This window comes from Pseudomonas sp. PS01298 (assembly GCF_029959745.1).
GTDB classification, from domain to species: Bacteria; Pseudomonadota; Gammaproteobacteria; order Pseudomonadales; family Pseudomonadaceae; genus Aquipseudomonas; species Aquipseudomonas aylmerensis.
Genome location: NZ_JASCPP010000045.1, coordinates 35327 through 48846 on the forward strand (window position 1 = coordinate 35327; position 13520 = coordinate 48846).

The following is a 13520-nucleotide window of genomic DNA, read 5'->3' on the forward strand; positions in this document are numbered from 1 at the left end:
ATCGGGGGCTTCGGCCTTCCTTCGCTTTCCCCGGCGGCTCGGACCGCTTTAACGCAGACTTCTAGGGTTTTTCATGACGCGCTACATATTCGTCACGGGCGGTGTTGTTTCTTCATTGGGGAAAGGCATTGCCTCCGCTTCATTGGCGGCCATCCTGGAGGCGCGGGGACTTAAGGTCACCATGCTCAAGCTGGACCCGTATATCAACGTCGACCCGGGCACCATGAGCCCGTTCCAGCACGGTGAAGTGTTCGTCACCCACGACGGCGCCGAGACTGACCTGGACCTGGGCCACTACGAGCGGTTCATCCGCACGACCATGACCCAGAACAACAACTTCACCACTGGCCGTGTCTACGAGCACGTGCTGCGCAAGGAGCGCCGTGGCGACTACCTGGGTGCAACCATCCAGGTGATCCCGCACATCACCGACGAAATCAAGCGCCGCATCATCAAGGGTGCAGGCGACGCGGACGTGGCGATGGTCGAGATCGGTGGCACCGTGGGTGACATCGAGTCCCAACCGTTCCTCGAAGCCATCCGCCAGTTGCGTTTCGAAGTCGGCGCCAAGCGCGCGATGCTGATGCACCTGACGCTGGTGCCGTACATCGCCACCGCCGGCGAAACCAAAACCAAGCCCACCCAGCACTCGGTCAAGGAACTGCGTTCCATCGGCCTGCAGCCGGACGTGCTGGTGTGCCGCTCCGATCACCCGATCGACATCTCCTCGCGTCGCAAGATCGCGCAGTTCACCAACGTTGAAGAGCGTGCGGTAATTGCCCTGGAAGACGCCGACACTATCTACAAGATCCCGGGCATCCTGCACTCGCAAGGCCTGGATGATTTTGTGGTCGAGCGTTTCGGCCTGCAGTGCGGCGGTGCCGACCTGTCCGAGTGGGAAGCCGTGGTCGACGCCAAGCTCAACCCTGAGCATGAAGTCACCATCGCCATGGTCGGCAAGTACATGGAACTGCTGGACGCGTACAAGTCGCTGATCGAAGCGATGAGCCACGCCGGCATCAGCAACCGGACCAAGGTCAACCTGCGCTACATCGATTCCGAAGACATCGAGAACCAGGGCACCGCGCTGCTCGAAGGGGTTGACGCGATCCTCGTACCGGGCGGTTTCGGCCTGCGTGGCGTGGAAGGCAAGATCACCGCCGTGCAGTACGCCCGTGAGAACAAAGTGCCATACCTGGGTATCTGCCTCGGCATGCAAGTGGCCGTCATCGAGTTCGCCCGTAACGTGCTGGGCTGGAAAGACGCCAACTCCACCGAGTTCGACAGCAAGAGCGGCCACCCGGTCGTGGGCCTGATCACCGAGTGGGAAGATGCCACCGGTGCCGTCGAGACCCGCACCGAAGCCTCCGACCTGGGCGGCACCATGCGCCTTGGCGCGCAAGATTGCCTGCTGGAGCCGGGCTCGCTGGTCCACGACTGCTACGGCAAGGACGTGATCGTCGAGCGTCACCGTCACCGCTACGAAGTGAACAACAACCTGCTGCCGCAAATCAAAGAAGCTGGCCTGAAGATCTCCGGTCGCTCCGGTGATGGCGCGCTGGTTGAAGTGGTCGAGGCACCGGATCATCCGTGGTTCGTGGCTTGCCAGTTCCACCCCGAGTTCACCTCGACGCCGCGCGACGGTCACCCGTTGTTCAGCGGTTTCGTCAAAGCAGCACTGACGCAACATCAGAAGAAGGCGTAACCCTGATGGCCCAGAAGATCATTCGCGTAGGCGATATCGAGATTGCCAACGACAAGCCCATGGTGCTGTTCGGCGGCATGAACGTGCTGGAAAGCCGCGACATGGCGATGCAGGTCTGTGAAGAGTACGTACGCGTTACCCAGAAACTGGGGATCCCGTATGTGTTCAAGGCCAGCTTCGACAAGGCCAACCGTTCGTCCGTGACCTCCTATCGCGGCCCGGGCCTTGAAGAAGGCATGCGGATCTTCCAGGACATCAAGCAAGCCTTCGGCGTGCCGATCATCACCGACGTCCACGAGCCTGAGCAGGCTGCCGTGGTCGCCGAGGTGTGCGACATCATCCAGTTGCCGGCCTTCCTGTCGCGCCAGACCGACCTCGTGGTCGCCATGGCCAAGACCGGCGCGGTGATCAATATCAAGAAAGCCCAGTTCCTCGCACCCCAGGAGATGAAACACATCCTGAACAAGTGCGTGGAAGCGGGTAACGACCAGTTGATCCTCTGCGAGCGTGGTTCGAGCTTCGGCTACAACAACCTCGTGGTGGACATGCTCGGTTTCGGCATCATGAAACAGTTCGAATACCCGGTGTTCTTCGACGTGACCCACGCGCTGCAGATGCCGGGTGGCCGCGCCGATTCCGCTGGCGGGCGTCGTGCCCAGGTATTGGACCTGGCCAAGGCGGGCATCAGCCAGTCCCTGGCGGGCCTGTTCCTGGAAGCCCACCCGGACCCGGACAACGCCAAGTGCGACGGCCCCTGCGCCCTGCGCCTGGACAAGCTGGAGCCGTTCCTGGCCCAGCTCAAGCAGATGGACGAACTGGTCAAGAGTTTTCCTGTCGTCGAAACCGCGTAAGATCACGATCCCTGTGCAGGAGCCGGCTTGCCGGCGATGGCGCCCTCGAGCCTTGCGGCGATGCAACGGACCGCATCGCCGGCAAGCCGGCTCCTGCAATGTGCACCACAAGTTAAATCGAGCGGTATAGAGCGTTTTCGTCAACTTTGGAGTGTTTACAACAATGGCAAAAATCGTCGACATCAAAGGTCGTGAAGTTCTCGACTCCCGTGGCAACCCCACCGTCGAAGCCGACGTGCTTCTCGATAACGGCATCATCGGCAGCGCCTGCGCGCCGTCCGGTGCTTCCACCGGTTCGCGCGAAGCGCTGGAACTGCGTGATGGCGACAAGAGCCGTTACCTGGGCAAGGGTGTACTCAAGGCCGTAGCCAACATCAACGGCCCGATCCGTGACCTGTTGCTGGGCAAGGACCCGCTGGACCAGAAAGCCCTGGACCACGCGATGATCAAGCTCGACGGCACTGAAAACAAAGGTAGCCTGGGCGCCAACGCCATCCTCGCGGTGTCCCTGGCAGCTGCCAAGGCCGCGGCCCAGGACCAGGACCTGCCGCTGTACGCCCACATCGCCAACCTGAACGGCACGCCGGGTGTCTACTCGATGCCGGTCCCGATGATGAACATCATCAACGGCGGCGAACACGCCGATAACAACGTCGACATCCAGGAATTCATGGTGCAGCCGGTGGGCGCCAAGTCGTTCTCCGAAGGCCTGCGCATGGGCACCGAGATTTTCCATCACCTGAAGGCTGTACTGAAGGCCCGTGGCCTCAGCACTGCTGTGGGTGACGAAGGTGGTTTCGCGCCGAACCTGGCGTCCAACGAAGATGCACTGAAAGTGATCTCCGAAGCGGTGGCCAACGCTGGCTACACATTGGGCACCGACGTGACCCTGGCCCTGGACTGCGCGGCCAGCGAGTTCTACGAGGACGGTAAATACAACCTGTCCGGCGAAGGCCACGTGTTCACCTCCGAAGGTTTTGCCGACTACCTCAAGGGCCTGACCGAGCGCTACCCGATCATCTCGATCGAAGACGGCCTGGATGAGTCCGACTGGGCTGGCTGGAAAGTCCTCACCGACAAGATCGGCGAGAAAATCCAACTGGTGGGCGACGACCTGTTCGTGACCAACACCAAGATCCTGAAAGAAGGCATCGATAAAAAGATCGCCAACTCGATCCTGATCAAGTTCAACCAGATCGGCACCCTGACCGAAACCCTGGAAGCCATCCAGATGGCCAAGGCTGCGGGCTACACCGCCGTGATCTCCCACCGCTCCGGCGAAACCGAAGACTCGACCATTGCCGACCTGGCCGTGGGCACCTCGGCGGGCCAGATCAAGACCGGTTCCCTGTGCCGTTCCGACCGCGTTTCCAAGTACAACCAATTGCTGCGTATCGAAGAGCAACTGGGCGGCAAAGCCAAATACAACGGTCGCAGCGAGTTTCGCGGCTGATTGTTAAATGGTAAAAAGTCCGCGGATTGCGTCGGAAAAATCACGACAGTGTGCATTTCGACGCTAATCTGATGACTATCTAGCACAAGCCTGGTTCTTCCAGGCTTCGTGCTATCAGTTGCTGCAAAAGTTTTGCATGGCGGTCTTTTTTCACTGGATACCCGATATTCGATGCGCAGTCCCAATTGGTTGTTCCTCGTCTTGCTCTTGTTGCTGGCTGGCCTGCAGTACCGCCTATGGGTGGGTAATGGCAGCTTTGCGCAGGTAAAAGACCTGACGCAGCAAATTGCCGACCAGCATGCCGAGAACGAGCGTCTGCTGGAGCGTAACCGCGTCCTCGATGCCGAAGTGCTTGAGCTGAAAAAAGGCACCGAGACCGTGGAAGAGCGCGCGCGTCATGAGCTGGGCATGGTCAAGGAGGGTGAAACCCTCTACCAGTTGGCCCAATGAGTCACCGTTTGCCGGCCTTCTGGGCCGTGATACCTGCCGCGGGCGTCGGTGCCCGTATGGCTGCGGACCGTCCCAAGCAATATCTGCAACTGGGCGGGCGCACTATTCTCGAACACAGCCTCGGCTGTTTCCTTGACCACCCTACGCTCAAGGGCCTGGTGGTCAGTCTTGCTGTTGATGATCCCTATTGGCCCAGCCTGGCGTGTGCCACTGACCCGCGCATCCAGCGTGCGGACGGCGGTTCGGAGCGCTCGGGGTCGGTGCTCAATGCACTGCTGCATCTGAATGCGCTGGGCGCCGGCGACGACGATTGGGTATTGGTGCACGATGCGGCGCGACCCAACCTGAGCCGCGATGATCTCGACAAACTCCTGGCGGAGCTGGCGGACGACCCGGTGGGTGGCCTGCTCGCCGTGCCGGCCCGCGACACCCTCAAGCGTGTCGACAAGCACGGCCGGGTGCAGGAAACCGTGGATCGCAGCCTGATCTGGCAAGCGTACACCCCGCAGATGTTCCGCCTCGGGGCTTTGCACCGTGCGCTGGCTGACAGCCTGGTGGCGGATGCGGTGATCACCGACGAAGCGTCGGCCATGGAGTGGGCCGGTCAGGCCCCCCGGCTGATCGAAGGGCGCTCGGACAATATCAAAGTGACCCGGCCGGAAGATCTGGAGTGGTTGCGCTTGCGGTGGGCGAATCGGCGCTAGTCGGTGATATGTGGGAGCTGGCTTGCCTGCGAAGAGGCCGGCACCAACAGCCCAGCATTACCGGCTGTACTCCGGCCGCTCAGCCAACCCTTCCTTCAAGAAATCCACTAATTTCCTTACCTTCGGCGACAAGTGCCGTTGCTGCGGATACAGCGCCCACACCGCCGTATTCGGCGGCTGATGCGCCTCCAGCAGTGACACCAGCGCGCCGCTGTGCAAGTGCTCCAGGACGTAATAGTCCGGCAGCTGGCACAAGCCGACGCCTTGCAAGGCCGCGTCCAACACCGCTTGCCCACTGTTGCAGCGCCAATTGCCCTGCACCCGCTGGGAAAATTCGCGCCCGTCCTGGGCCAGTTGCCAGATATCCGAGCTGCCGATCAGGCAGTTGTGCCGGCTCAATTCCGACAAACTATGTGGCCGACCATACCGGGCGAGGTAGGACGGTGACGCGCACAGGTACATGCGCCGGGGAGCGAGGCGGCTGGCGACCATGCGTGAATCCTGCAAGCGTCCCAGGCGAATCGCCAGGTCCAGGCCCTCGTGCACCAGGTCGAGCTGGCGATTGGTCAATTCGATATCTACCCGCAACTGCGGATACAGCGCCATGAACCGCGTCACCAACGGCACGATAAAGCGCTCGCCGTAGGCCACGGCGCAGGTCATGCGCAACATGCCCTTGGGCTCGCTGGTCAGGTCACCCACGGCGCGCAACGCTTCCTCGCGGCCATCCTGCAGGCGTTGGCAATGTTGCAGGAAAGTCTGGCCGGCCTCAGTCAGCGTCACTTTGCGCGTGCTGCGATAGAGCAAACGCGTCTGCAGGCGTTCTTCCAGGCGTGCCACTTGCCGGCTGATATGCGACGACGACACGCCCAGCCGCTCGGCTGCTGCAGTGAATTGGCTGCACTCGGCGACGGCGACGAACTCATCGATGCCTTCCCAGCGGTTTTCCAGCATGGCGATTATCCCTGTACAGCAATAAAGTTTTGCTTTCGCCTGGATTATTAATCAGGTAGCCATGTTTTACACTCACCGTCTCAGTTTTTAACCCGATGGAGAATCCCGGATGATCAAGTCCCGTGCCGCCGTAGCCTTCGAAGCCAAGAAGCCCCTTGAGATCGTTGAAGTGGATGTGGCCATGCCCAAGGCGGGCGAGGTGCTGTTGCGGGTGGTTGCGTCCGGTGTGTGCCATACCGATGCCTACACCCTGTCGGGCGCCGACCCGGAAGGTATCTTCCCGTCGATTCTGGGCCATGAAGGCGGTGCGGTCGTTGAAGCGATCGGCGAGGGCGTGACCTCGGTGGCCGTCGGCGATCACGTGATCCCGCTGTACACCCCGGAATGCGGCAAGTGCAAATTTTGCCTGTCGGGCAAGACCAACCTGTGCCAGGCCATTCGCTCCACTCAGGGCAAAGGCTTGATGCCTGATGGCACCACGCGCTTTTCCTACAAGGGCCAGCCGATTTTCCACTACATGGGTACCTCGACATTCTCCGAGTACACCGTGCTGCCGGAAATTTCCGTGGCAAAAATTCCTAAAGAAGCCCCATTGGAAAAAGTCTGCCTGCTCGGCTGTGGCGTCACCACGGGTATTGGTGCAGTGATCAACACCGCCAAGGTCAAGCCGGGCGACACCGTGGCCATCTTCGGTCTCGGCGGGATCGGCCTGTCGGCGGTGATCGGCGCGGTGAAGGCCAAGGCGGGTCGTATCATTGCCATCGATATCAACCCGGCCAAGTTCGAAATCGCCAAGCAACTGGGCGCCACCGACTGCATCAACCCGAAAGACTACGATCGCCCGATCCAGGACGTGATTGTCGATTTGACTGACGGCGGCGTGGACTTTTCCTTCGAGTGCATCGGCAATGTGCAACTGATGCGTGCCGCCCTCGAGTGCTGCCACAAAGGCTGGGGCGAGTCGGTGATCATCGGCGTTGCCGGTGCTGGCCAGGAAATCGCTACGCGCCCCTTCCAGCTGGTGACCGGGCGCGTCTGGCGCGGTTCGGCCTTCGGTGGCGTGCGCGGCCGCAGCGAATTGCCAAGCTATGTGGAAATGGCCCAGACCGGCGAAATCCCGCTGGATACCTTCATCACCCACACCATGGGCCTGAAAGACATCAACAAGGCGTTTGACCTGATGCACGAAGGCAAGAGCATTCGTACCGTCATCCATTTCTGAAGCAGCGGCAAGCTGCAAGCGACAAGCTGAAAGTGAGCACGCCTTACTTGCAGCTGATTGCTTGCCGCTTGCAGCTGGGAGCATTCTCATGACCCTGGAAAACATCTCATGCCAGAAGAGTTTTGGTGGCTGGCATAAACGCTACAAGCATCATTCCGATGTGCTCGATTGCGACATGACTTTCGCCGTCTACCTGCCGCCGCAAGCGGAGCAGGGCGGCAAGTTGCCGGTGCTGTACTGGCTGTCCGGGCTGACCTGCACCGACGAAAACTTCATGCAGAAGGCCGGCGCCCAGCGCATGGCCGCCGAACTGGGGTTGATCATCGTCGCGCCAGATACCAGCCCGCGCGGGCCGGGTGTACCCGGTGATCCGGATAATGCATGGGATTTTGGCCTGGGCGCGGGTTTCTATCTGAATGCCACCCAGCAACCCTGGGCCAAGCACTATCGGATGCATGACTACGTGGTGCAGGAATTGCCGGCACTGGTCGAGGCCCATTTCCCCGCATCGGATAAACGCGGGATCAGCGGGCACTCCATGGGCGGCCATGGTGCGCTGGTGTGTGCCTTGCGCAACCCCGGGCGTTACCTGTCGGTGTCGGCATTTTCGCCGATCAACAACCCGATGGATTGCCCCTGGGGCCAGAAAGCCTTCTCCCGTTACCTGGGCGAAGAGCGCTCGAAATGGCGTGAATGGGATGCCTGCGTGCTGATCAGCGAAGCCTCGCAGAAGCTGCCGATGCTGGTAGACCAGGGCGACCGCGACGACTTCCTCACCGTGCAACTCAAGCCGGAAGCCTTGCAGCAAGCGGCCAAGGCCGCCAACCATCCGCTGGAACTGCGCCTGCAGCCCGGCTATGACCACAGCTACTTCTTTATCGCCAGCTTCATCGAAGACCATTTGCGACACCATGGTCGTGCTTTGCTCGGTTAATGTGAGGCAAAAGTAGGTAGAATCACGCCCTGAATTAAATCGGGGCGTTTTTTTATGCGTATTGGCCACGGCTACGATGTGCACCGTTTCGCTGAAGGCGATTTCATCACCCTGGGCGGCGTGCGCATTGCACACCACCATGGGTTGCTGGCTCATTCCGACGGCGACGTTGTCCTGCATGCCTTGAGCGATGCCTTGCTCGGCGCAGCGGCGTTGGGCGATATCGGCAAGCACTTTCCGGACACCGACCCAACCTTCAAGGGGGCGGACAGCCGCGTGTTGCTGCGCCATGTGGTCGGCCTGATCCACGCCAAGGGCTGGAAGGTCGGCAACGTCGACAACACCATCGTGGCCCAGGCGCCGAAAATGGCCCCGCATATCGAATCGATGCGCGCGCTGATTGCCGCAGACCTGCAAATTGAATTGGATCAAGTCAACGTGAAAGCCACCACCACCGAAAAGCTCGGGTTTACCGGTCGTGAAGAGGGCATCGCGGTGCACTCCGTCGCCTTGTTGCTGCGCGCATGAATGACCTGCAACTGCTGGGCCCACGGGCCTACGGCGAGGCCTTGGGCAGCGCGGTCCTCAAGGCCACGGCGGAAGATTTCCAGGTGGACGAGGTGCTGGACATCCCGCTGAGCGGCGAGGGCGAGCACCTGTGGCTGTGGGTGGAAAAGCGCGGTCTGAATACCGAAGAAGCTGCGCGGCGGATTGCCAAGGCCGCTGGCGTGCCGTTGCGCACCGTCAGCTACGCCGGGCTCAAGGACCGCCAGGCGTTGACCCGCCAATGGTTCAGCGTGCAACTGCCGGGCAAGGCCGACCCGGACATGAGCAGCGCCGAAAACGACACCCTCAAGATCCTCAAGACCGGTCGGCATAAACGCAAGCTGCAGCGGGGCGCGCATTCGGCCAACGGTTTCACCTTGCGCCTGACCCAGTTGGACGGTGACACCGCCGCCATCGACGCGCGGTTGCAACTGATTGCCCAACACGGCATTCCGAACTACTTCGGCGCGCAGCGCTTTGGTCACAATGGCGGCAACGTCACCGACGCCCGCGAATGGGCGGCGCGCAAGGCCTTGCCGGAACAGCGCAATGTGCGTTCGCGCTTGCTGTCTACCGCGCGCAGCTACCTGTTCAACAAAGTCCTGGCAGCCCGTGTGGCCGATGGTTCGTGGCAGAAGGCCCAGGTCGGCGACCTGCTGGCGTTCACCGACAGTCGCAGCTTTTTTCCGGCGGGGGAGGCTGAATGCAGCGACCCGCGCCTGGCGATTCTGGACCTGCACCCCACCGGCCCACAGTGGGGCGAGGGCGACTCACCGGCGGCGGGTGCCACCCACGCGTTGGAACAGGCGATTGCCGCCGAAGAAGCTGACCTGCGCGATTGGCTGGTGAAAGCCGGCATGAGCCAGGAACGTCGCATTCTGCGACTGCCCATTGGCGGGTTGACGTGGCATTATCCCTCGCTGGACATTCTGCAATTGGAATTCGTCCTGCCGGCCGGATGCTTCGCCACTGTCTTGGTGCGCGAGCTTGTTGATCTGGTGCCGGTGGGGCAGACGGACAACCCATGCGTATTCTGATATCAAACGATGACGGTGCCACCGCACCCGGGCTTGCCGCGCTCTATGCTGCGCTGCAGGATTATGCCGAGTGTGTGGTGGTCGCCCCCGACCAGGACAAAAGCGGCGCCAGCAGCTCGCTGACGCTCGACCGTCCGCTGCACCCGCAGGTCCTGGCCAATGGCTTTATCAGCGTCAACGGTACCCCTACCGACTGCGTGCACCTGGCAATCAACAGCCTGCTGGAGCAGGAACCGGACCTGGTGGTGTCGGGCATCAACCTCGGGGCGAACCTGGGCGATGACGTGCTGTATTCCGGTACCGTGGCGGCGGCCCTTGAAGGGCGTTTCCTGGCGCGTACCGCGTTCGCTTTTTCGTTTGCCTCGCGCCAATTGGACAACCTGCCCACTGCCGCCTATTTCGCGCGCAAGCTGGTGGAGGCCCATGGTTCCCTCGACCTGCCGCCACGCACGGTGCTCAACGTCAATATTCCCAACTTGCCCCTCGGCCATATTCGCGGCATCCAGCTGACACGCCTGGGCCATCGCGCCCGTGCGGCAGCGCCATTGAAGGTGGTCGACCCGCGTGGCAAGGAAGGCTACTGGATCGCCGCTGCGGGCGACGCTGAAGATGGCGGCCCAGGCACGGACTTTCATGCGGTGATGCAAGGTTATGTTTCGATTACCCCGTTGCAACTTGATCGCACCTTCAGTGATGCCTTCAGTGGTCTCGATGGATGGCTGGAGGGCCTGCGCTGATGGCTCGTGAACAAGACGACCTGCTGCGCCGTGGCATCGGGATGACGTCCCAGCGCACCCGCGAGCGTTTGATCCAGCGCCTGTACGAGGAAGGCTTGTCCAACGCCCAGGTACTGGAAGTGATCCGGCGCACGCCTCGGCATCTGTTTGTCGACGAGGCCCTGGCCCACCGTGCCTATGAAGACACGGCATTGCCGATCGGTCATAACCAGACCATCTCCCAGCCTTATATGGTGGCTCGCATGAGCGAGCTGCTGCTGGCCGCCGGGCCGTTGGACAAGGTGCTGGAAATCGGCACCGGCTCCGGCTACCAGACCGCGGTACTGGCGCAACTGGTGGAGCGGGTGTTCTCGGTGGAGCGCATCAAGGTGCTGCAGGACCGCGCCAAGGAACGCCTGGTGGAGCTGAACCTGCGCAACGTGGTGTTCCGCTGGGGTGATGGCTGGGAAGGCTGGCCGGCGCTGGCGCCGTATAACGGCATCATCGTCACCGCCGTGGCCACGGATGTGCCGCAAGCGTTGCTCGACCAACTCGCGCCGGGCGGCCGCCTGGTGATCCCGGTGGGTTCCGGCGAAGTGCAACAATTGATGCTCATTATCCGTGAGGACGACGGCTTTTCCCGGCATGTGCTGGGGGCTGTGCGATTCGTACCGTTGCTGAACGGCCCGCTGGCCTGATCATTTGTTCATGGGCAGTGAATTCTGCTGGTGAGGATGTGTCTTACGGCGGGGTTCATCGAGTCAACAAGATGAGCGGCGGCATTCAACAGGATGAATTTTTCGTTTCAGTCGTGTGCCGGTAAAAAGCCAATGCCCAGTTATACTTGCGTCATATTTCAAGCCTGATACAGGCGTTCATGTTCAGCCACCACAAAGGGAGCGGCGGGTGAGTCTCACAGGTCTTGCGCAGCGTATGAGTAAAACAAGCTTTCAGCGACTGGTGCTTGGCCTTGTCTTGAGTTCCCTGTTGGCGGCGTGCTCCAGCTCGCCAAGCAGCGGCGCGCGGGTAGTTGACCGTAATAGCGCAGTGCCGCAAAAGCCGACGGTCACCACTGGTCAGTACGTGGTTCGCAAAGGCGACACACTGTTCTCGATTGCCTTCCGCTATGGCTGGGACTACAAGGCACTTGCAGCTCGCAACAATATTCCTGTGCCGTATACGATACATCCGGGTCAGACCATTCGCTTCGATGGGCGCACTGGTTCAACGCCTACGGCAGTGGTGACAAACAGCGGATCTTCGCCGTCGTCTTCGAGCAAGACCACCATCATCACCCGGCCTGCAGGCACCGCCGCGCCTACGGTTGCAAGCAAGCCAGCACCCGCGCCGCTGCCGCCGGCAGGGCCTGCACCGACCGGTTGGGGGTGGCCTTCAAACGGTGTATTGATTGGAAAATTCTCTTCAAACGGTAGTTTGAATAAAGGCATTGATATCGCCGGAGATTTGGGACAGCCTGTTTTAGCTGCGTCTGATGGGACAGTGGTGTACGCCGGGAGTGGTTTACGGGGCTACGGCGAGCTGGTCATCATCAAACACAGCGATACCTACGTCAGTGCCTACGGTCACAACCGCAGGCTGTTGGTTCGGGAGGGGCAGCAGGTCAAAGTCGGACAGACAATTGCCGAAATGGGGTCAACTGGTACAGACCGGGTGAAACTGCACTTTGAGATTCGCCGTCAGGGGAAGCCCGTAGATCCGCTGCAATTCCTACCCCGTCGTTGATGTGTTGCACAGCCTGTTCCCTCACGTAGAAGGAACAGGCTCCAGCGTTGCCAAGGATAAAGGCGTCGCTTGAGCTTGAGGTCGAACTCACCAAAGGACTATAACAATGGCTCTCAGTAAAGAAGCGCCGGAGTTTGACATCGACGATGAGGTTCTCCTTATGGAGACCGGTATCGCTACGGAATCGATGTCGAATGAGGGACCTGCTGTACCTTCAGTTCGTACCAAATCCAAGAACTCCACCGCGTTAAAGCAACACAAATACATTGACTACACCCGGGCGCTCGACGCGACCCAGCTGTACCTCAATGAAATCGGCTTTTCCCCTCTGCTGACCCCCGAAGAAGAAGTCCATTTTGCGCGCTTGTCGCAAAAGGGCGATCCGGCTGGGCGCAAGCGCATGATTGAAAGCAACCTGCGACTGGTGGTGAAAATCGCCCGACGCTACGTCAATCGTGGGCTGTCCCTGTTGGACCTGATCGAGGAAGGCAACCTGGGCTTGATCCGGGCGGTGGAGAAGTTCGACCCTGAGCGGGGCTTCCGCTTCTCAACCTATGCCACCTGGTGGATTCGCCAGACCATCGAACGGGCGATCATGAATCAGACCCGCACGATCCGGCTGCCAATCCATGTGGTCAAGGAGCTCAACGTCTACCTGCGGGCGGCGCGTGAGCTGACACAAAAACTCGATCATGAACCCTCGCCCGAAGAAATCGCCAACCTGCTGGAAAAACCGGTAGGGGAGGTCAAGCGCATGCTGGGCCTTAACGAGCGGGTGTCTTCGGTCGACGTCTCGCTGGGTCCGGATTCGGATAAAACCCTGCTGGACACCCTGACGGATGATCGTCCTACGGATCCTTGCGAGCTGTTGCAGGACGATGATCTGTCCCAAAGCATTGACCAGTGGTTGTCGGAGCTCACGGACAAGCAGCGTGAGGTGGTGATCCGCCGCTTCGGCCTGCGTGGCCACGAGAGCAGCACCCTGGAGGATGTAGGCCTGGAGATCGGCCTGACCCGTGAGCGGGTGCGGCAGATCCAGGTAGAAGGGCTCAAGCGCTTGCGTGAGATCCTGGAGAAGAATGGCTTGTCGAGTGAGTCGTTGTTCCAATAGGCGACGCAGGACGAAATGTGGGAGCGGGCTTGCTCGCGAATGCGCAGTATCAGTAGGCAGATGTGCTGACTGATCCAGCGCTTTCGCGAGCAAG

At 60.7% G+C, this 13520-nt stretch carries 14 protein-coding genes; 13 read left to right on the forward strand and 1 reads right to left on the reverse strand.

Features of this window, described 5'->3' with window-relative positions; genetic code table 11:
- Positions 1-73: 73 nt before the first annotated feature.
- From QMX97_RS16985 to ispD, 5 genes are all read left to right on the forward strand, one after another.
- Complete coding sequence (locus QMX97_RS16985; RefSeq protein WP_065903062.1) at positions 74-1705, forward strand: CTP synthase; 1632 nt, start codon at positions 74-76, stop codon at positions 1703-1705.
- 5 nt (positions 1706-1710) lie between these two features.
- A complete protein-coding gene (gene kdsA, locus QMX97_RS16990) occupies positions 1711-2556 on the forward strand; it encodes a 3-deoxy-8-phosphooctulonate synthase (RefSeq protein ID WP_106804954.1) in 846 nt (281 codons plus the stop codon).
- Positions 2557-2719: 163 nt separating this feature from the next.
- Complete coding sequence (eno, locus tag QMX97_RS16995; RefSeq protein WP_065903054.1) at positions 2720-4009, forward strand: phosphopyruvate hydratase; 1290 nt, start codon at positions 2720-2722, stop codon at positions 4007-4009.
- Positions 4010-4180: 171 nt separating this feature from the next.
- Positions 4181-4459, forward strand: a complete 279-nt coding sequence (ftsB, locus tag QMX97_RS17000; RefSeq protein ID WP_003172294.1) for a cell division protein FtsB — start codon at positions 4181-4183, stop codon at positions 4457-4459.
- On the forward strand, positions 4456-5163 hold the full coding sequence (gene ispD, locus QMX97_RS17005; protein ID WP_201143653.1) for a 2-C-methyl-D-erythritol 4-phosphate cytidylyltransferase: 708 nt from the start codon (positions 4456-4458) through the stop codon (positions 5161-5163). Before ftsB ends, ispD begins: the two co-directional genes overlap by 4 nt.
- Before the next feature lie 57 nt (positions 5164-5220).
- Here the strand turns inward: ispD and QMX97_RS17010 are convergent, their stop codons facing one another.
- Positions 5221-6117, reverse strand: a complete 897-nt coding sequence (locus tag QMX97_RS17010) for a LysR substrate-binding domain-containing protein (protein WP_065903049.1) — start codon at positions 6115-6117, stop codon at positions 5221-5223.
- 109 nt (positions 6118-6226) lie between these two features.
- Here QMX97_RS17010 and QMX97_RS17015 point away from each other — a divergent pair, with 109 nt between their 5' ends.
- The 8 genes from QMX97_RS17015 to rpoS all read left to right on the forward strand — a co-directional run bounded on the left by QMX97_RS17015 (position 6227) and on the right by rpoS (position 13426).
- Positions 6227-7339, forward strand: coding sequence for an S-(hydroxymethyl)glutathione dehydrogenase/class III alcohol dehydrogenase (locus tag QMX97_RS17015; RefSeq protein WP_282397296.1), 1113 nt, complete (start codon positions 6227-6229; stop codon positions 7337-7339).
- A gap of 82 nt (positions 7340-7421) precedes the next feature.
- Positions 7422-8273: an S-formylglutathione hydrolase gene (fghA, locus tag QMX97_RS17020; RefSeq protein ID WP_282397299.1), complete on the forward strand. Its 852-nt coding sequence runs from the start codon at positions 7422-7424 to the stop codon at positions 8271-8273.
- Between the two features lie 54 nt (positions 8274-8327).
- A complete protein-coding gene (gene ispF / locus QMX97_RS17025; RefSeq protein WP_012722614.1) occupies positions 8328-8801 on the forward strand; it encodes a 2-C-methyl-D-erythritol 2,4-cyclodiphosphate synthase in 474 nt (157 codons plus the stop codon).
- A complete protein-coding gene (truD, locus tag QMX97_RS17030) occupies positions 8798-9856 on the forward strand; it encodes a tRNA pseudouridine(13) synthase TruD (RefSeq protein WP_282397297.1) in 1059 nt (352 codons plus the stop codon). The genes ispF and truD overlap by 4 nt, the downstream gene beginning before the upstream one ends.
- Positions 9844-10593, forward strand: coding sequence for a 5'/3'-nucleotidase SurE (gene surE, locus QMX97_RS17035; protein WP_282397298.1), 750 nt, complete (start codon positions 9844-9846; stop codon positions 10591-10593). Before truD ends, surE begins: the two co-directional genes overlap by 13 nt.
- 41 nt (positions 10594-10634) lie before the next feature.
- Positions 10635-11270, forward strand: coding sequence for a protein-L-isoaspartate(D-aspartate) O-methyltransferase (locus tag QMX97_RS17040; protein ID WP_177343936.1), 636 nt, complete (start codon positions 10635-10637; stop codon positions 11268-11270).
- A gap of 208 nt (positions 11271-11478) precedes the next feature.
- Positions 11479-12315, forward strand: coding sequence for a peptidoglycan DD-metalloendopeptidase family protein (locus QMX97_RS17045; RefSeq protein WP_065903043.1), 837 nt, complete (start codon positions 11479-11481; stop codon positions 12313-12315).
- A gap of 106 nt (positions 12316-12421) precedes the next feature.
- On the forward strand, positions 12422-13426 hold the full coding sequence (rpoS, locus tag QMX97_RS17050) for an RNA polymerase sigma factor RpoS (protein WP_025855149.1): 1005 nt from the start codon (positions 12422-12424) through the stop codon (positions 13424-13426).
- The last annotated feature ends 94 nt before the right edge of the window (positions 13427-13520 follow it).

Bases quoted from the DNA above. Each gene is read 5' to 3' on its own strand.
- rpoS (WP_025855149.1), top strand. From the start codon at position 12,422: ATGGCTCTCAGTAAAGAAGCGCCGGAGTTTGACATCGACGATGAGGTT.
- surE (WP_282397298.1), top strand. From the start codon at position 9,844: ATGCGTATTCTGATATCAAACGATGACGGTGCCACCGCACCCGGGCTT.
- QMX97_RS17015 (WP_282397296.1), top strand. From the start codon at position 6,227: ATGATCAAGTCCCGTGCCGCCGTAGCCTTCGAAGCCAAGAAGCCCCTT.
- QMX97_RS16985 (WP_065903062.1), top strand. From the start codon at position 74: ATGACGCGCTACATATTCGTCACGGGCGGTGTTGTTTCTTCATTGGGG.
- ispD (WP_201143653.1), top strand. From the start codon at position 4,456: ATGAGTCACCGTTTGCCGGCCTTCTGGGCCGTGATACCTGCCGCGGGC.
- ispF (WP_012722614.1), top strand. From the start codon at position 8,328: ATGCGTATTGGCCACGGCTACGATGTGCACCGTTTCGCTGAAGGCGAT.
- QMX97_RS17040 (WP_177343936.1), top strand. From the start codon at position 10,635: ATGACGTCCCAGCGCACCCGCGAGCGTTTGATCCAGCGCCTGTACGAG.
- eno (WP_065903054.1), top strand. From the start codon at position 2,720: ATGGCAAAAATCGTCGACATCAAAGGTCGTGAAGTTCTCGACTCCCGT.
- QMX97_RS17010 (WP_065903049.1), bottom strand. From the start codon at position 6,117: ATGCTGGAAAACCGCTGGGAAGGCATCGATGAGTTCGTCGCCGTCGCC.
- ftsB (WP_003172294.1), top strand. From the start codon at position 4,181: ATGCGCAGTCCCAATTGGTTGTTCCTCGTCTTGCTCTTGTTGCTGGCT.
- kdsA (WP_106804954.1), top strand. From the start codon at position 1,711: ATGGCCCAGAAGATCATTCGCGTAGGCGATATCGAGATTGCCAACGAC.
- truD (WP_282397297.1), top strand. From the start codon at position 8,798: ATGAATGACCTGCAACTGCTGGGCCCACGGGCCTACGGCGAGGCCTTG.